This is a genomic window from Psychrobacter sp. T6-6, assembly GCF_052258185.1.
Classification (GTDB): domain Bacteria; phylum Pseudomonadota; class Gammaproteobacteria; order Pseudomonadales; family Moraxellaceae; genus Psychrobacter.
Genome location: NZ_JBQQEX010000011.1, coordinates 22,967 through 41,365, shown reverse-complemented (window position 1 = coordinate 41,365; position 18,399 = coordinate 22,967). Strand labels below are relative to the sequence as shown.

Below are 18,399 nucleotides of genomic sequence, written 5' to 3'. Positions count from 1 at the left end.
CCATTCCTGCCTCAAGTCATTCAAGGTCGACCAGGTCAACAACATTCCAATCCATTGGGCAGCGTACATGGCAGTTGGTTTTGCTGAGACTGATATCATCTATGTCAGGAAACAAACCACAATGACTGAAAGTCGTATCATTGGGTCTGATGGCAAACTATACACGCATGACACCACGACTTGTTTAATATGCAATAATCAGCTGATAGGCAGTAATGAGCGTAAAGATAGTTTTTACTCAACCTGCTTTTGATAATCGATGAAAATTTTGAGAGTTGACAAATAACAAGGCCAATACTATGCAAGCATTTGAACGGGCAATGACTCTAGGTGATAAAACAGCTCGCTATTATGACTTATCCGCTTTGTTTAATAATGATGAAAACGTCCCATTACCTCCTGCACATTTTTATGGTGGCAACGGTTTTGCAGTTGGTGTCTATCTGCCGCTATTAACCACGCTCAGTGAGCAATTTACTATCAACAGTCTCGCCATGCGTGGCTATTGGTACGATCTACCATCCCTCAGAAAGCTGACTCGCGAGCAGGATGCTGATATATTGATTGATTTTTTGGAGAAGACACAGGATAAACCTGTCGTAGGTATTGGACACTCTCAAGGCGCGACTGCTACCGCTATTGCAGCAGCCAAACGTCCAGAACTATTTTCGCAGTTATATTTGATAGAACCCGTTACTTTTACCAAATCGCAGATGCTCACGATGAACTCAGCACCTGACGACTTAAAAATGAGTCGAGAGCCCTTCAAAAGTACACAAGCTAAACAAGTACAATGGCAAAGCGTGGAATCCTACTATGACTATCTACGGGCACATCGCGCTTTTAAACGCATCAATGACAGCAATCTTTATATCTTTGCAAAAAATAGTCTTGTCGAAAACAAGCAAGGGCAATATAGTTTGCTTTTCACCCCTGAGCAAGAATTGGCGAGCTACTTCGACACGCCTTTTGTCAATGACGCCTTAAAAGAGCTTAATACGATTGATTTACCTTACACTATTATCGTTGGCAAACCTTCCATGTTTATCAGCGACGATGTTCGTAAAGTTTGGCAGCATCTGGTGCCTATCAACAAGATCATTGAGCTGCCAGATAATGGACATTTGCTACCGATGGAAGCACCTGAGCAATGTGCTGATATCATCATAAAAAAATTTAGCGCTATGCCATTGAGGGATTTATAACAGCAGCCTAAAAGAGTACGTATGAAGACCCGCTATATATCTAAGATAGTGAATCGCTAGAAGTAATGCTCGTAGAACCAACGACTTAGCCAGACATTTTATACCTTAACTTTAAAAATATGGACGGAAAAGCAGACTTTTCACACGGTAAAACAAATCTATAATGCAAAAATCATTTAAAATAAGAGGCAATTTGAATAAAAAATTAAAATATATTATTAAAAGAGGGCATGAATGAAGATAGAAAGTCATAGGAGACTAGAAAAATCTATGAAGGGTGTTCCATCAAACTCCCTCGTAAGACTCATCTATGTTAGTAAAGTAAATACTCTAGACAGGTCTGTATTTGAGCATATTCAGAGCCATTCAGATGTCTATAACAGAGACAATAAAATATCGGGATTTCTATGCAATGACGAAAAAAGTTTTCTCCAATGCTTAGAAGGCGGAAAAGATGTTGTGTTTTCTCTTATGCGGAGAATATTTAAAGATAACAATCATAAAAAAGTAGGCGTCGTTGCTGTTGAACAAGTCAGTCAGTGCCGCTTTGAAGATTGGCGTATGCACAGTCTCAACTTGAGCGCTAGTAATTGGCATAGACTGTCTGATCATGCTCAATTAGGAGAGATATCACCATTCAAACCTGAGCAATGGCCCTATTGGTTCGTTGAGCACTTCATCGAATGTGTGAGGAATTTTGACTACTCTAACCTCAGTCGTGACGAGGATTACATTACCTTCGATAATTTAGGTTACTCTGAGCTTGAAGAAAAGCTAACCCACAATAATATTTTGCTATTTATATTTCTTGGACTATTGGTCGCATCAACGGCAGCTGTGTTATTGTTCAGATATGACGTCATTACTTGATACCTAAGTTGGATGACTTATGACTCACTTGAACATATCTCAAGGGAATAGGAAATTAGGTATTTCATCCTCTTAATCGATGAACAACTTGTTTTAATGGGACTACTTGCCATAGGCTCGCGGTCAGTAAAAAGCCTCTACAAAGCTTGTAGTCTTACCATAAAGTTAGCTTACGAAATGTTTTCCTAGATAACCTAAATCGTCTACTTCCTCTCGACCACTTCTTATCTATTAGACAATATTAACTTCATAACTGAACTTTTCTGCGAGTCCATATGACTCTCTATATTCGATGGGATCGCCTTCTAGATTTTTGGCAATGCGGCATACCTTTACTAAGTTTTCTTCCTTAGTGTTGGCTAGGTAGGTATCTATATGATTGGTTATGAAGAATAGGGTTTCTACAGCAGACGAAACGAACTGACCGCATTTTGTGTAATAAAATGGATAAAGAAGGTTTTCGAAATCTTCTGGCGCCAAGTCAATAAATGCTTTGAAACGGCTCTTAGGTAACCAAATTTTCTCACTCAGTAGCACTTTATCTTCAATAATACGCAGACGCTCTATGTAAATAAGTGCTTTGCTCTTACTGATATTCAGCTTTTGGTTAATATCATCAATACCTTCTATGACGATCACCTTTTTGACTACCCCGTTCGGTGTCGCATAACCAGCATCTTGGTCACGAAATTTAAAAAACCTTAATAAAGAACTTTCAAAATCTGGTCGTTTCAAAAAAGTACCCCTACCCTGGTATTTAGTTAATACGCCATCCTCTACTAGTTTTTCAACCGCTTTGCGAACCGTTCCCACCGATACTTGATATTTATCTGCAAATTCTTGCTCTGTTGGTAAGGGTGTACTTTCATCCCACTTGCTTTCTGTCAGTAGCGTCAGAATATGCCATCTTACTTGCTCGTATCTTGGCATTTTAAAGTTTTCTAAATTTTTTAACATTTTGTCACCGCTATTTGGAAAGGTTTATATACCACAATATTCTCTTAGAGCACGCTCTAACCTTAGAGATTGAGACAGGGCTTATTACCCACTCGACATCTAAAAATCTTCTATAGTATTATCATACTAACGCTTGTCTTGCTTTTTACGGTTAATCTTAGCCAATCTGCATTGCTTTTTTGCTATTATTCTACTCAGTCAAACGTAAATTCCAAACTTACACGATTCTCTAATCTAGAACGTCGTTTGTCAATATCATCGTGCTGCTCGTTACTCTATAAAAATTGGTATGAGTTTTTGTAGAATTCATATATTTGAGACCAAGGAGCAGCTATGACTCTCTATGTTTTAGCCGCTATTGTAATATCTATCGCGCTCGGCTATACCACCAAAATTAATATCGGCTTATTTGCCATTGTGTTCTCATACCTGATTGGGTGTTTTGGTATGGGTCTTAGCGCTTATGAAATTATTGAACTGTGGCCTCTCAAGATTTTCTTTGTCATTTTTGCCGTTACACTCTTTTATAACTTTCCTCTAGCCAATGGTGCTTTAGAGAAATTATGCAGTCATCTGATCTATAAATGCAGACATTTCCCATCCTCATTACCTTTGGCTATTTTCTTTGTTGCTACAATTGTTGCAGGCCTAGGGGCTGGTTATTACACTGTCTTAGCCACAATGGCGCCTATGATTCTATTGTTGTCCAAAAGAACCAACCTCAATATTGTGGTGGCCACCCTTTCAGTCAACTATGGTGCCCTAGCCGGAGCCAACTTTGTCACTTCACAAAGTGGCGTTATTTTTAGAGAGCTCATGCGCGGAGCAGGCGTCGCCAATGACAATACGTTCACTTATGCTTTGGGCATCTTTGTGGTTACCTTTTTGACACCAGTAGTAGTATTAGGTATTTATAGTTTCATTAATACCAAAAATAGCAAGATAGCGATCCAAGCTATAGCACCCGAGCCCTTAGATCGTAAGCAAAAACAATCTATTGTACTTGTATTTATTATGGTGGCCACAGTGCTTATTGCACCTATCCTAAACCTACTAATACCAAACGTAGAGACCATCGAGTTTTTGAACGCTAGAATCGACATCGGTTTTATCGCTATTTTTTTCGCCATGGTTAGCTTGTTTTTGAAACTAGGTGACGAAAAAACAATCATTGCTTTAGTACCTTGGAATACGCTGATCATGATCTGCGGGGTCGGAATGTTGATCAGCCTTGGTGTGGAGGTAGGCGTTATTTACGAGCTAACAGAATGGCTCAGTACCAATGTACCTATCTGGATGATACCGATTTTAGTATTCATCATCAGCGCAATCATGTCAGTATTTGCCAGTACGCTTGGCGTGGTCGCCCCAACTCTATTCCCTATGGTTCCTGCCCTAGCCATTGCCTCTGGATTAAATCCTTTATTACTATTTATTTGCATTGTGATAGGTGCGCAAAGCTCATCTATTTCTCCTTTTTCGTCAGGAGGTAGCCTGATACTTGGCGCCGCCCAAGTACATATAGACAAAGATCAGCTTTTGAATACGCTATTATTTAAAGCCGTCCCCCTAGGTATCATTGTTGGAATGCTAGCCGTTTTAGTCATACAGCTCGTATTTTAGTATCTTATCACTTAGCTCTCACTCATCTCTTGACCTGCTATTATCTTGATTGGACAACTATATTATAAGAGCCTTCAATACCCTTAGGCTTTCTATCTTATATGTGACTCAATTTCCTTATTATACTTTTCAAAATAATTACTAACTAAGTAATCACTAATTGAGCAATCCTTTATATCTTGCTATAGCACAGCAGTGCATGTAGGTATCACTATCACCTACGTGCACTGCTGTGCTCATATTTAAACATATCTATTTGTTTTTACTGTCTTAATTATCCACTTATAAACACTAATAATATTTCTATTACTCTTTAGTATTGGTGCAATAGAGTCTTGATTAGCGAATCCTTGAACCACTATATCAAAATAAAATTCATATATACATACATATGTTTCTTGTTATTCTTAAAATATTCTGTTACTTTTGCAAAACGCTAAAAAGCGCACTGTTATGAAATTCAGCAACCTATATCGGTGTGACCTGAATTTCTTTTGCAATAACGCTATGGCTTCACTCAGAATTCTATTGAGTTTTAATTGAAAATACACACAAGGAGTGTCGTGTGAAAAAACTATCCTATCTGGCTCTTGGCCTCTCAGTACTAACCCTCACCGCCTGTAATAAGACCGAAACGACAGCATCTGATGCCGGTTTTGATGCCCCTTCACGTCCAGAATGTATTGCCCCTGCAAAACCAGGTGGCGGCTTTGATTTGACGTGCAAGCTTGCTCAGGCTGGTCTAAGAGATACTGGTCTATTAGAAGATCCAATGCGAGTCACTTATATGCCAGGCGGTGTTGGCGCTGTTGCTTACAACAAAATCGTTGCCAATGATCGCGCTAACAACGACGCCATTATTGCCTTCTCAACGGGGTCTATCCTCAATTTATCACAGGGTAAATTCGGCAAATTCACTGAAAAAGACGTGAAATGGCTCGCAGCGGTTGGTACTGATTATGGTGCCATCGCTGTCAATGCTGACTCACCAATCAAGGATCTAGCAGGATTGGTCGCTGAGCTCAAGTCAGATCCCAAAGCAGTTAGTTTCGCCGCTGGTGGTAGTGTTGGTGGTCAAGACTGGATGCAGACCGCTATTTTGGCTAAAGCAGTGGGGGTAAAGCCTAGCGACATGACTTACGTTGCTATGGAAGGTGGCGGTGAAGCTATTACTGCCGTGATGGGTAACCATATTACCGTCGTTAGTGCGGGTATTGCTGAGATCATGCCGCAAGCCACTGCTGGTAAATTACGAGTATTGGCCGTGTTTGCAGATGAAAGACTGGGCGGTACGATGGCTGATATTCCTACTGCTGTAGAGCAAGGCTACGACGTTACTTGGCCAGTGGTCCGTGGCTATTACATGGGTCCAGATGTCAGTCCTGCCGCTTACGACTGGTGGAAAGCCTCATTTGACACCATGTTGGCCGATCCAAAATTTGCTGAGTTACGCGAGCAGCAAGAGCTTCTACCATTCTCTATGACTGGCGATGAGCTAGAAGCATACGTTTATAAGCGTACAGGTGAGCTACGTGAATTGTCTGCTGAGTACGGTCTTACTGATGCTGCGGCTAAATAGTCTCATTCAGATCATATTCCCTTAATGATTGAATACTGGTTTTTATAGTATTCATCGAAGGTTGACAGATGAGATATCTATCAACCTTTTTATTTTAAAATTTAAGGAGTACTCCTATGACAATGGAACGTGCGTTCTCTGGATTGATGGGACTGTTTAGCTTATTTTTGATCTATTTAGCGATCGGTTATGTCGCTCCCATTGCCTATGACCCTATCGGTCCTCGGCCCTATCCTATTTTAATTTTTTCACTGATGGCGCTTTTAACCCTAGTGATTGCTTTTCGTCCAGCACGGTTTACGAAAGTACTTGATTTGGGCTACAACAATGTAGTGATTCGAAACCTTGTTTTATGTGTCAGCACATTGTTGATTTATAGTCTGATTTTTGAGCCTTTAGGTTTTGTGGTTGCTACGACACTGATGTGTTTTGCGCTTGGTTTACTGTTTGCTGGCAACCCTATTAAAAGCCTTATCTTTTCAATTGTGATTAGTATTGCCTTGTATGCCTTGTTTGACATGGCATTGGATGTAATTCTACCACTTGGCATACTATCAGGAATAATGGGATAGCGATTATGGAAACTTTTGATTTTTTAATGCACGGTTTTGCGGTCGCTACCCTACCCAAAAACTTACTGATTGCCTTAATTGGTGCCTTTATTGGTACTATCGTGGGTATGTTGCCTGGTCTGGGTCCTATCAATGGTGTGGCGATACTGTTGCCTTTTGCCTTTGCGCTGGGTCTACCACCAGAGAGTGCTCTTATTTTGCTCGCAGCAGTATATCTCGGTTGTGAGTATGGTGGACGTATCTCTGCTATCTTGCTCAACGTACCAGGATCTGCCGCGGCAGTTATGACCTCATTGGATGGCAACCCACTCGCCACACAAGGCAAAGCAGGTATCGCCTTGTCCATCTCTGCAGTAGCCTCTTTCTTCGGCTCTACGATTGCGACCATTGGTGTGGTCTTGTTCGCACCTCTATTAGCCAAATGGGCGGTGTCTTTCGGCCCTGCTGAATACTTTGTATTGATGGTATTCGCCATTACTTGCTTGAGTGGTTTGGTCGGCGATCAACCGATTAAGACAGCAGTCTCAGCATTAATTGGCTTAGGTCTGGCCACTGTCGGTGTCGATGCAGTGACTGGTATTTACCGCTTTACCTTTGATTCAGTCAATCTGTCGGATGGTATCCAGTTCACGACCATCGTTATTGGTTTTTTTAGTGTCAGTGAGATCTTAATCCTACTTGAGAGAACCAGTACTGGTGGGAAAATCATCGAGCAAGGTAAACGCAGTCTATTCAATCTAAAAGAGTTCACGTTTGCTTTTGGTGCCATGATACGTAGTGGCATTATGGGGTTTTTTGTCGGTATTTTGCCTGGTGCAGGTGCGACGATCGCCAGTGCGATGACCTATGCTAGTGAGCGCAAAATTGCGGGTGATAGTGGTAAATTTGGTGAGGGCGATCTGCGTGGTCTGGCATCTCCAGAAGCGGCTAATAATGCCTCAGCTTGTGGTTCATTTGTACCGATGTTGACTTTGGGTGTCCCCGGCTCTGGTACGACTGCGGTTATGATGGGTGCATTGACCTTGTACAATATCACACCAGGTCCGCAGCTATTTACAGAGCAGCCTGATATTGTTTGGGGTCTTATTGCCTCCTTGTTCATCTGTAACGTCATTTTGTTAGTAATGAATATTCCGCTAGTTGGCCTGTTCTCTAAACTACTTAATGTACCAAACTATATCCTAATACCATCGATCGCCGCTATTAGTTTCGTTGGGGTCTACTCTATTAATAGCACCACGTTTGACATGGTGTTCATGGTAGGGCTTGGGATATTTGGTTATTTCTTACGTAAGCTACACTTCCCTCTATCAGCGCTTATTCTAGGTTATGTACTGGGAGAAATGATGGAATCCAACCTACGTCGCGCTCTTTCTATCTCTCAAGGTGAGATGTCTATTCTATGGAGTAGCCCAATCACCATGTCACTATGGGTACTTGCTTTACTGATGGTATTTATGCCAATTATTCGCAAAATCTATCGTAAACGCTTCAAAAAGACTGCTGCATAAATTATTGCTAGTACGTCTCTAAATGTCTCTCCGGCGGTGGTTATACTCTATGTATGACCACCGTTTTTTTAGAGATATTTTTACTCTACTTTCAACAGTTATTTAACACTCCTAGCTCTTTTTTCAGCTGACCAAAATCAGCAAAACATCACTACTTGATGTCACTTATAAAATAGGATTTTATAGTGCTCTTTGTTTTAGACTTACTACAACCCATCCCAACTTGGCACTTATCAGGCTTATTTTTCGCTGGTATAGTCGCTTTTATTATCTCCACCATATCAGGTGGTGGCGGTGCTATGCTGCTGATACCAGTCACCTCTTCGATGATAGGGACAGCGGTTGCACCTCCTGTGATCAACGTAGCTACCTTTATGAGTAATGCCTCGCGGCTTTATCTATTCTGGCATGATATTGATTGGTCATTGACTAAGTACTATGTCCCAAGCGCTGTCGTAGGCGCGTGGCTTGCCGCATTGGTGTTTAGTCGTTTGGACGCAGGCTGGATTCAATTATTGGTTGGTGCATTTTTAGTCTCTACTATTTTCCAATACAAATTTGGCAAAGTAAGTAAAACATTTGATATGCCAAAAGTAGGTTTTGTACCTGTAGGCTTTGCCATTGCTTTTATGAGCACATTAGTAGGTGGTCTCGGCCCTATTCTTAATCCTTTTTATATGAATGCTGGACTAGAAAAAGAAAGCCTTATTGCGACCAAAACGGCGAATTCTTTCTTCGTAGGTATTGTACAAATCGTCAGCTACACCTTTTTTGGGATACTTACCGTCAAGATATGGGTGTATGCTCTTGTATTAGGATTGGGCGCTGTGATTGGCAATGTTATTGGCAAACGCTTTTTGGCAGGCATTAGCATTAGTCAGTTTAGAGTAATGCTGCTGATTTTGATGGTGATTAGTGGTCTAATAATGATAGCAACAAATGCTAAAACCCTATTATAAACGACTCATTACCACTCCTACTCTTGAGCAATATCCATATTAAGTTCAACTTAGTAACCAAAGTAAGTAATGCTATAATATCCTGACAATCGATATTTTATGCAGGGTTTAGATTATGGCTCGTACCGCTAGCGCACTACACATTTTAGTAAAAGACCAAGAACTGGCTAAAGACATTATCGGCAAACTTAAAAAAGGCGCTGCATTTGATGTGCTGGCGAAAAAACACTCGACCTGCCCGTCGGGTAAGAAAGGCGGCAGCTTAGGTGAGTTCAAAAAAGGTCAAATGGTAGGACCATTTGACAAGGTTTGTTTCAACGGTGAGCTATTCACTCCGCATCTAGTCAAGACCAAATTTGGATGGCATGTGGTAAAAGTGCTTTACAGAACTTAAGAATTTGAGTTTAAGCACAGGAACTTGAGAGCGAGAGTTTAAGCACAGCAACTACAGTCACAGCCTTAGCGACAAGCCAGCTGTGCTATGCCTCATAAATAAGCCACTTGCTAAGTATAAACAGGTGGCTTAATTTTTGGATAACCAAAATAAAAATAGCTCTCTCTACAACTGTCATCGACTCAATCTACTGATCGCAAGACAGCACACTGTACGAATAACGGGTTTTATAAGACCTGACAAGCCTCATCAAAATCTAATCTTGGCAAGCGCTGATACAACTGATCGGGTTTACCATAGCCTATATTGATGAGTAGATTTGAGGACCAGTTACTGTCTTTGAGAAAGGTTTTATCCACTAGATCGTTATCGAACCCAGACATGGGACCCGTATCTAACCCCAACCCTCTGCATGCCAAGATAAGATAAGCCGCTTGCATAGAGCTGTTTCTAAACGCTGTTTCCTTTACAAGTTCGGTACTAGACGTAAACCATGATCTGGCATCCGTGTGCGGGAATAGTTTGGGAAGCTCTTCATAAAACGCTTCATCATGAGCGACAATGACAGTGATGGGTGCTGTCATGGTTTTTTCAACGTTCCCTGATGATAGTGCAGGCTCTAAGCGCGCTTTCGCTTCATCAGATTTGAGAAATATAAATCGTGCAGGTGAACAATTGGCTGAGGTAGGCGCCATTTTAACCAAGTGATAGATCTCTTCAAGTAACGCATCTGGCACGTCTTTTTGTTGCCAAGCGTTAAAGGATCTGGCCTTACCAAACAGTTGATCAAGACCTTCTGAAGATAACGATAGTGAATCAGTCATAATACTTCCTCATTGACTTTAGTTTTTGGATAAGAATTGCAGGATTTTGCTATTGGTTGAGCAGGTCTCAGTGACTGTACTACCATGTCCACCTGTCAGCATTAACTCAAACTGGGCGTTTTGCATACTACCGGCTAACGCCAGACCGCGTTGCCATGGCACCAAAACATCGTCAAGGTTGCTCAACACTAACGTTTTGTTTTTAATATGTTTGGCATTTATGAGGGGCTGATAAGCCTGCAAAGCTTTTAATCTCGCTAGCACGTTCTCAACTGGTGCAAAGTTAGCAATGGCTTTATCTTCTTTTTGTGTGAGTGCTTCTATGTTGTCTGAGATCCAGATCGGTGGGTACAAGAATATCGCTTGCGCGCGTACAAACGCCTCTACCCCTGTATCTTGTAGCAAGCTGGTTCGCATACTAAAACATTTGATAGTGTGAGGGTCTAGGCTCTCCCAACCATTCAAGATAACTAACTTGTCTAATAGCTCTGGTGCCTTATGAGCGACTTCCATACCAATGAACCCGCCAAGCGCATGACCGACGAAATGACAATTAGACAGCCCTTCTGCTTCTAAAATTCCAATTAACTGCGCTGCCAAATCTTGCATAGAATAATTATCAGGTAAGCGTTCGCTATTAGGCAATACCCCTTCTTGTTCGTAACAAACCACATGATAATGTTCGGTAAAACGCTCAATTTGAGGTAACCAAAAGTCAGCACGTCCGCCTAAACCTGAACTAAATACGATCGTTTTTGACGAGTCGTTCTTACAAGGGTATTTTTTGACTAACATAGGTGACCGTCCAATTGTAGTGAAATTTAAATGGCTATAAAAACAGCTAATGGCTTTACTATTCTAGGGTTACGTTGGGTTTACTAACTTGGCTCAGCGATGTGCTCATCGCTTTCACAATACTCATGTGCCAGCGCTTCTTCGATATATTCAACTTTGCCTTTACTATCGACACCCTCTTGAGACTTAATATATTTGATTAACTCGTCTATGGTCCCGACTTTTAGATTGTGGGTATCGGAAAATTTGATAAGATCATTTCTACGAGCCATTTCACCATCTTGATTGATGATCTCTACGATGACTGCAGCAGGCTCGAGGCCAGCCAGTCTCGTCAGATCGCAACCTGCTTCAGTATGACCCGCACGCTCTAGGACACCGCCTTTTTTAGCCATAAGTGGGAAAATATGTCCTGGGGTTACAACATCATCACAGGTAACGTCTTGGGACACAGCGGTTCTGATAGTCTGAGCTCTGTCTGCCGTTGATATGCCAGTACTGACGCCTTTTGCGGCATCAATTGAAACGGTGAAATTTGTACTGTAAGGTGCTTTATTGTTTTTACACATCAACGGTAAGTTTAATTGTTTGCAGCGCTCAGAGGTCAGTGTCAAACAAACCAAACCCCTTGCATGTGTAATCATAAAGTTAATATCTTCGGGTTTGGCAAGACTTGCTGCCATAATGAGGTCACCTTCATTTTCTCTATCCTCATCATCCATGAGTATGACCATTTTTCCTGCTTTAATATCTTCAATGATTTCTGGTATCGTATTGATGTTCATAAAATCCACCGTTTGCATTTACATTTGCTTTTGTATGTTGTCATGTAGGGCGTGCCATTTTTAGGGCTTAATTAATGACACGCTCTGACATGGTTTTCTAGGTTTGCTATGCCGTAGGTCTAGCTCATAGAAATAGTCGTATTGACGCCTTTGCTCGCATCTTCATCGAACCAGCGCGAGATCACAGTTTTGGTCTGTGTATAGAACTGTACTGCTTGCTTGCCATACGGACCTAAATCGCCGAGCTTACTGGCTCTAGACCCTGTGAACGAGAACATAGGTAGCGGTACTGGAATCGGTAGATTGATACCTACTTGTCCGACGTCTATGTCTTGTTGGAACTTATGTGCATGGGCTCCAGACTGGGTAAAAATCGCGGTACCATTACCGTTTGGATTGGCATTGATGATTTGGATTGCTTCCTCAAGCGTGTCAGCGTATACAATACATAAGACAGGGCCAAATATTTCTTCGGTATAGCAGCTCATATCAGTGGTTACGTTGTCCAAGATAGTCGGACCAACAAAGTTGCCGTCCTCGTAACCTTCTACCTGACAGCCGCGACCATCTAGTCTGAGGGTTGCGCCTTCATCCACGCCTGCTTGGATTAAGCGCTCAACGCGGGCTTTGGCCTGTTTAGATATGAGAGGACCTAAGTCTTTGTCGTCCTTGCCAGCAGCAACCACCAGTTGTGATGACTTCTCAATAATGTCATCGACCCACTGTTTAGACGCGCCGACCATGACAACGACAGACAGTGCCATACATCGCTGCCCTGCCGCCCCAAACGCTGCCCCTGCTAACTGGTTCAAGCATTGTTCTTTGTTGGCATCTGGCATGATAACGGCATGGTTTTTTGCACCCATCATGCACTGTACACGCTTGCCCGCTTGACCTGCTCGGTCATAGACATGCTTACCCACTGCGGTTGACCCAACAAAGGACATCGCTTTTATGTCTGGATGATCACATAGGGCATCCACGGTATCTTTGCCACCATGAACCACATTTAATACGCCTTTTGGTATACCTGCCTCAAGCGCCAACTCAACCAATCTCATGGTGACAATTGGGTTTTGTTCAGATGGCTTTAAGATAAAAGTATTGCCGGTAGCGATGGCCATTGGGAACATCCATAGCGGTATCATGGCAGGGAAATTAAAAGGCGTAATGCCTGCGCAGACGCCTATCGGCTGTTGAACGGTATACATGTCAACGCTGCTGGCAACGTTTTCGATGTAGCCGCCTTGCTGCAAGTTACCGATACCTGCTGCATGTTCTACAACCTCAAGCCCTCTAAACACATCGCCTCTAGCATCTGCCAGCGTTTTTCCTTGCTCTTCGGTCAGTAGCGCTGACAGCTCATCCATATGTGCGCGTATCAACTCTTGATACTTGAGGAAGACGCGAGCTCGTTTGCTGATCGATGTGGTACGCCAGCTCTGAAACGCCTCAGATGCTGTTTTGATAGCTTGTTCAATTTCATCAGGTGTGGACTGTGGTACCTTAGCGATCACTTCTTGAGTGGCTGGATTAGTGATATCAATCCATTGGGTGGTAGTTGACTCTGTAAATTCGCCATTGATTAGTTGTTGTACGTTGTGTGGTTGTGCATTCATGACACGATTCCTCAAATTGATATAAAACAGGGTTTTAAAATTATGTGTTGAGCTTTAGGAGCGGCTCTGTTGTAGCGGTTTCTTTATCAGTGGTTACGCTTGTCGCTTTTGGTTTGTTTCTAAAGTTGAAAACGAGGTTCATAAGAATGGCTAAGAAAGTAGCGGTGCCGATACCGCCCAAATCAAAGCCGGCAATGTTCAATGAATAGTTACCCGTTCCTAAAATCACTGGTACTGCAGCGACCAACATGTTGCCATTCTTACTGAAATCGATTTTTGCATTCATCCAAATGCGCGCACCAGCGATCGTAATTAGACCAAAGACTACGATTGAAGCACCCGTCAAGATAGCCACAGGGATGGTGCTAATCAAGGTGCCAAACTTAGGGGATAAGCCCAATAAAATGGCAAAAACACCTGCTATGACAAAGACAACGGTAGAGTAGATTTTGGTCGCTGCCATCACGCCGATGTTTTCTGCATAAGTCGTCATACCAGTACCGCCTACCGAAGCCGAGAGCGTGGTACAGAGACCATCAGCGAAGAACGCTCTACCCATATACGGTGAGATACTTTTACCAGTCATGGCTTCTACTGCTTTGAAATGCCCAAGGTTTTCGGCGATCAGAATGATAAAGACAGGTGCGATGACTAATACGGCACTCATTTCAAATACAGGAGAATATAGTGTTGGCATACCGAACCAAGCCGCACTCGCTACTGGCGCAAAATCAATAGGCGTGCCCATTCCCATCACATTGGTTAAGAGGAAGTAAACAAAATATGCCGCTACCAGTCCTATTAACAGTAACAAGCGCCTTATCATACCTGTGGTAAATACGGCGACTGCACAGATACACAACACAGTGACTAACGCCATCCAAGAATCAAAGCTATTACCGATGACACTTTGTATGGTGACAGGCGCTAAGTGCAAACCGATAATCATGACGATGGACCCAGTGACCACAGGGGGCATCAAGTTCTCAATCCACTCTGCACCTGTCTTCATCACCAGTAGACCCATCAATGCGTATAAAATCCCGCAGACCACGGTACCACCAAGCGCAATGCCGATATTGGGGTTCATACCCGTGCCGCTATACCCTGTGACTGCTACTACCGCTCCGATAAATGCAAAGCTGGAACCTAAGTAACTGGGTACATGACCGCCCGTAATGAGGAAGAAAAGTATCGTGCCTATACCAGTAATCAACATGGTTAAGCTCGGATCAAATCCCATCAGCAACGGGGCTAAAATTGTCGCACCAAACATTGCGAATGAATGCTGTGCGCCCAAAACCACACTTTTACCCATTGGTAAGTATTCATTGATACCTACTGGTGTCGTTTCTAGGTTCCCAGTGTAGGGACGCCATTTAACAAACCATTTGTCCATTTCAAATATCCTTAAAAAGTAGAGGTGTGATACTTATTTTTTGCACTTACTTAGTCGATGGTAGTCTCGATTGAAATAGATGAGACTTTCACAATCGGGCTTGTGTTTGATATCCAATACTTCACAAATGAGAATATCGTGGGTTCCCACCGAGCTGATGAGTTTGATTTTGCAATCAAAAGAGATAATAGCGTCCTCTAATACAGGCGATCCTGTTGCTAGCGTGGACCAACTGCCTTGCTCAAACCTTTCTTCTGGAGCCGTCTTGCCGCCGAATACGCCGCTTAGATCTTGATGTTCAAGACCAAGTGTGTTGACGCATAGCACCATGTTTTCTTTAAAGGTATGGTATACAGAAGCGTTTCTGTTCAAACATACCAATAGGGTTGGCGGTGCGTCAGTGACACTGCATACCGCTGAGGCGGTAAATCCTGCACGCCCTGCTGGACCCTCAGTGGTGATAATATTGACGGCAGCCGCAAGCTTGCTCATTGCCTCTCTAAACGTCTTCTGCATGTCAGTTAAGTTATCTGCCGTAGGGGTGAATGATTCTTTAGACTTATGTTTCATTAATGAGGACTGCGTGGCTTGGCTTTCTTTAATTACTGTATTCATCTGTCATTTCCTTTTAAACAATATCTCACCACATATGTGGTCAACTAAATCGCCCTACTACGGTTACGTGCTAAGTAAACTTAAACTCACTAACTGCAGTTTTTAAATAGGCTATTTTATCCAACGTGTGCTATTGAAGCGATTTCGACTAGCGCGTCTGGTTTTACTAGTCCACATTGAATACAAAATCTTGCTGGCTTATCGTTGGGGAAGAACTCTGCATAGACTTGATTGACCGCGTCATAATCTGCCCAATCTTTTACAAAGATCGAATTAAAAGTCACATCATCCATATCGCCGCCAGCAGTTTGGATTACGTTTTTGATCGTCGTTAAGACATGGCGGGTTTGGGCGGCTGCATCGCCCACATGTACGACATCGTTATTTTCATCGAAGGGTAGTGTGCCTGAGACATAAACGATGTTGTCAGCCTTGGTAGCGGGTACGTAAGGAGCTAATGGTTTGCTGGTACCTTCAGGGATAATCACTTGTTTAGACATATCTATATTCCTATTAAGTTAGATTAAGTATGAAACGCTTGGTTTAGATTGCTAAAAACTGGCTGGGTAAAACGTTAGCTATCCGAGAAGCACTGCTGCATGCTGGTAACATCAGACACCCAACCAAAAAATGTTTTTACGTTATATACTGTGGCCTCATGAGCCTCTACTGGTCCTGCCTGATAACAAGCGTCATCTAACAATACCCCAAAATACTCAAGGAAAAACCCATCTCGAAGCGTAGATTCAACGCAGACGTTGGTTGCTATACCAGTGAGTAATAAGTTACGTATGCCACGTGACCGCAATACGCTGTCGAAGTTGGTGTTCGCAAAGCCGCTATAACGAGGTTTGTCTATAACGATGTCTTGAGGCGCAGGGCTCAGCTCGTCGACCAATTCGTAATCCCAGCCCCCTTTTGCTAATAACGTTCCCTCAAGCTCGGAGTTTTTACGCATGGTTTTTAGGGCGTTTGATTTGTGATAATTAGGCGATCCACTACCACCCGCCTCTACATATTTATTGTCCCAGCCATTTCTGAAGTAAATGACTTGTATGCCAGCTTGGTGCGCAATATCCACCGCTTGCTTGATTTTATCGATGACGGGTTTGGTTGCTGTGACATCGAACCCAGCCAAATCTAGATAACCGCCTTGGCTGGCATAAGCGTTTTGCATATCCACGACGATCAATGCCGTCTGTGAGGGGTCTAACTTGATAGGTTCAGGCAACGACTCTAAGACAGGAGAGGATTCCTTGGTAAAGTCTGCACAAATGGTATTAACCGAATTCATATCCACTCCTTTTATTAGGCTTCGCTGACAGCTTGGCTGGCAACTGGGGTATCGACATTGATGCGGCTCTTCATCAAGGGCTGGATCTTACTGCCGAAATCTTCAACACCTTGTATGAAGTCATCAAAGGTCAGTAAGACGCCATCAGTACCTTGTATCTCACCAACTTCGTCTAACATGCTGGCTACGTTTTCAAAAGAGCCGACCAGCGTACCCATATTGATATTGACTGGCGAAACGCTTGAGGCCATATGGCGAATATTGGTATCTTTGCCTGAGGTTTTGTCTTTACCGCCCTGTGACTGCAGCCAATCAATGGCTTCAAAATCCGCACCATCGTTGTACGATTGCCATTTTGCCTGCGCCTTTTCATCGGTCTCATCTGCAATAACCATAAAGAGCACATAGGTCGGAACATTGCGGCCCGTCTTATCCGTGTGTACCTTTAATCGGTCATTGATACCAGCATAAGCGGTAGGTGTGTTTAGACCTTTACCAAAAACAAAGTTGTAATCAGCATGTTTTGCAGAAAACGCTAACCCTGTATCTGATTGACCCGCACAGATAATCTTCATATCCGCTTGTGGAATGGGCTTCACTTGACAATCATCCATCTGGAAGAACTCACCCTTCAAATCAGATTGGCCTGTCGCCCACAGATCTCTTAAAATTTGGACATATTCAGATAGGTAGTCATAGCGCTTACCAAAATAATCATCGCCTGGCCACATTCCCATCTGTCCATATTCTGCTTCTTGCCAGCCAGTCACGACATTCAGTCCAAACCGTCCGTTTGAGATGCTATCAAGCGTCGATGCCATTCTCGCTACGATTGCGGGCGGCATCACTAACGTTGCTGATGTGGCATAGATTTTTATTTTGGACGTGACTGCCGCAAGCCCTGCCATCAAAGTAAAGCTTTCGAGGTTATAATCCCAAAACTCAGTCTCCCCGCCAAAGCCGCGTAGCTTGATCATTGAGAGCGCAAAATCAAAACCATAGTGCTCAGCACGTTGCACAATTTGCTTATTAAGCTCAAATGTTGGCTTGTACTGCGGCGCGTTTTTTGAAATTAACCAGCCATTGTTGCCAATCGGACAAAAAATACCTATTTCCATGAGGTCACCTATAAATTTCGAGAAGAAAGAAGATAGCTATAAAAGAAATAAAAATTCTTTTATGTTTTTTTATACAGCAAAACCTATGCCATATTTTTTTATTTATATTTATCAATAACCTAATCAATTTTATCCATAAATTTTTTAGACCATATGGTTTAAAAAAATGCATAGTGATAGTGCACCCTGTTATAAAACGGTGCAGTTTGTTATAAAATAGTGCAGAAACACTTGAAAAGTGAATTTTGATGGTAATCTGAATGGGGTGAGATTAATTAAC

The 18,399-nt window shown here is 42.5% G+C and carries 17 protein-coding genes and 1 pseudogene; 8 read left to right on the top strand and 10 right to left on the bottom strand.

The annotated features are described in order from the left end of the window. The first annotated feature begins 299 nt into the window (after nucleotides 1–299). On the top strand, nucleotides 300–1,205 hold the full coding sequence (locus ACTXGL_RS12765; protein WP_443527122.1) for an alpha/beta fold hydrolase: 906 nt from the start codon (nucleotides 300–302) through the stop codon (nucleotides 1,203–1,205). A gap of 234 nt (nucleotides 1,206–1,439) precedes the next feature. Next, nucleotides 1,440–2,075, top strand: a complete 636-nt coding sequence (locus ACTXGL_RS12760; protein ID WP_443527121.1) for a BLUF domain-containing protein — start codon at nucleotides 1,440–1,442, stop codon at nucleotides 2,073–2,075. A gap of 231 nt (nucleotides 2,076–2,306) precedes the next feature. Here ACTXGL_RS12760 and ACTXGL_RS12755 read toward each other — a convergent pair whose 3' ends face one another. After that, nucleotides 2,307–3,032, bottom strand: a complete 726-nt coding sequence (locus ACTXGL_RS12755) for a GntR family transcriptional regulator (RefSeq protein WP_443527120.1) — start codon at nucleotides 3,030–3,032, stop codon at nucleotides 2,307–2,309. Nucleotides 3,033–3,365: 333 nt separating this feature from the next. On the opposite strand from ACTXGL_RS12755, the gene ACTXGL_RS12750 reads away from it, so the two are divergent. From ACTXGL_RS12750 to ACTXGL_RS12725, 6 genes are all read left to right on the top strand, one after another. Continuing rightward, complete coding sequence (locus ACTXGL_RS12750) at nucleotides 3,366–4,655, top strand: SLC13 family permease (RefSeq protein WP_443527119.1); 1,290 nt, start codon at nucleotides 3,366–3,368, stop codon at nucleotides 4,653–4,655. Between the two features lie 565 nt (nucleotides 4,656–5,220). Beyond that, on the top strand, nucleotides 5,221–6,234 hold the full coding sequence (locus ACTXGL_RS12745) for a Bug family tripartite tricarboxylate transporter substrate binding protein (protein ID WP_443527118.1): 1,014 nt from the start codon (nucleotides 5,221–5,223) through the stop codon (nucleotides 6,232–6,234). Nucleotides 6,235–6,350: 116 nt separating this feature from the next. After that, nucleotides 6,351–6,806, top strand: a complete 456-nt coding sequence (locus ACTXGL_RS12740) for a tripartite tricarboxylate transporter TctB family protein (protein WP_443527117.1) — start codon at nucleotides 6,351–6,353, stop codon at nucleotides 6,804–6,806. A 5-nt stretch (nucleotides 6,807–6,811) separates the two neighbouring features. Beyond that, a complete protein-coding gene (locus ACTXGL_RS12735; RefSeq protein ID WP_443527116.1) occupies nucleotides 6,812–8,317 on the top strand; it encodes a tripartite tricarboxylate transporter permease in 1,506 nt (501 codons plus the stop codon). A gap of 185 nt (nucleotides 8,318–8,502) precedes the next feature. Beyond that, the gene (locus ACTXGL_RS12730) at nucleotides 8,503–9,276 is read left to right on the top strand and encodes a sulfite exporter TauE/SafE family protein (protein WP_443527115.1); all 774 of its coding nucleotides are present in this window, start codon (nucleotides 8,503–8,505) and stop codon (nucleotides 9,274–9,276) included. 115 nt (nucleotides 9,277–9,391) lie between these two features. Next, on the top strand, nucleotides 9,392–9,670 hold the full coding sequence (locus ACTXGL_RS12725; RefSeq protein WP_443527114.1) for a peptidylprolyl isomerase: 279 nt from the start codon (nucleotides 9,392–9,394) through the stop codon (nucleotides 9,668–9,670). Nucleotides 9,671–9,897: 227 nt separating this feature from the next. On the opposite strand, the gene ACTXGL_RS12720 is transcribed toward ACTXGL_RS12725, so the two are convergent. From ACTXGL_RS12720 to rutA, 9 genes and pseudogenes are all read right to left on the bottom strand, one after another. Beyond that, complete coding sequence (locus tag ACTXGL_RS12720; protein ID WP_443527113.1) at nucleotides 9,898–10,494, bottom strand: malonic semialdehyde reductase; 597 nt, start codon at nucleotides 10,492–10,494, stop codon at nucleotides 9,898–9,900. Nucleotides 10,495–10,512: 18 nt separating this feature from the next. Continuing rightward, the gene (rutD, locus tag ACTXGL_RS12715; RefSeq protein WP_443527112.1) at nucleotides 10,513–11,289 is read right to left on the bottom strand and encodes a pyrimidine utilization protein D; all 777 of its coding nucleotides are present in this window, start codon (nucleotides 11,287–11,289) and stop codon (nucleotides 10,513–10,515) included. A gap of 140 nt (nucleotides 11,290–11,429) precedes the next feature. Beyond that, nucleotides 11,430–12,074, bottom strand: a pseudogene (ribB, locus tag ACTXGL_RS12710) (3,4-dihydroxy-2-butanone-4-phosphate synthase); the annotation flags it as partial. Between the two features lie 119 nt (nucleotides 12,075–12,193). Then, nucleotides 12,194–13,693: a CoA-acylating methylmalonate-semialdehyde dehydrogenase gene (locus ACTXGL_RS12705; protein ID WP_443527111.1), complete on the bottom strand. Its 1,500-nt coding sequence runs from the start codon at nucleotides 13,691–13,693 to the stop codon at nucleotides 12,194–12,196. A 40-nt stretch (nucleotides 13,694–13,733) separates the two neighbouring features. After that, complete coding sequence (locus ACTXGL_RS12700) at nucleotides 13,734–15,092, bottom strand: solute carrier family 23 protein (protein ID WP_443527110.1); 1,359 nt, start codon at nucleotides 15,090–15,092, stop codon at nucleotides 13,734–13,736. Between the two features lie 33 nt (nucleotides 15,093–15,125). Next, complete coding sequence (gene rutF, locus ACTXGL_RS12695; RefSeq protein ID WP_443527109.1) at nucleotides 15,126–15,707, bottom strand: NADH-dependent FMN reductase RutF; 582 nt, start codon at nucleotides 15,705–15,707, stop codon at nucleotides 15,126–15,128. Nucleotides 15,708–15,823: 116 nt separating this feature from the next. Then, on the bottom strand, nucleotides 15,824–16,207 hold the full coding sequence (gene rutC / locus ACTXGL_RS12690) for a pyrimidine utilization protein C (RefSeq protein ID WP_443527108.1): 384 nt from the start codon (nucleotides 16,205–16,207) through the stop codon (nucleotides 15,824–15,826). Between the two features lie 74 nt (nucleotides 16,208–16,281). Next, nucleotides 16,282–17,001 (bottom strand): pyrimidine utilization protein B, encoded by a 720-nt coding sequence (rutB, locus tag ACTXGL_RS12685; protein WP_443527107.1) that lies wholly within the window; start codon nucleotides 16,999–17,001, stop codon nucleotides 16,282–16,284. A 14-nt stretch (nucleotides 17,002–17,015) separates the two neighbouring features. Continuing rightward, complete coding sequence (rutA, locus tag ACTXGL_RS12680; protein ID WP_443527106.1) at nucleotides 17,016–18,119, bottom strand: pyrimidine utilization protein A; 1,104 nt, start codon at nucleotides 18,117–18,119, stop codon at nucleotides 17,016–17,018. Nucleotides 18,120–18,399: the final 280 nt, after the last annotated feature.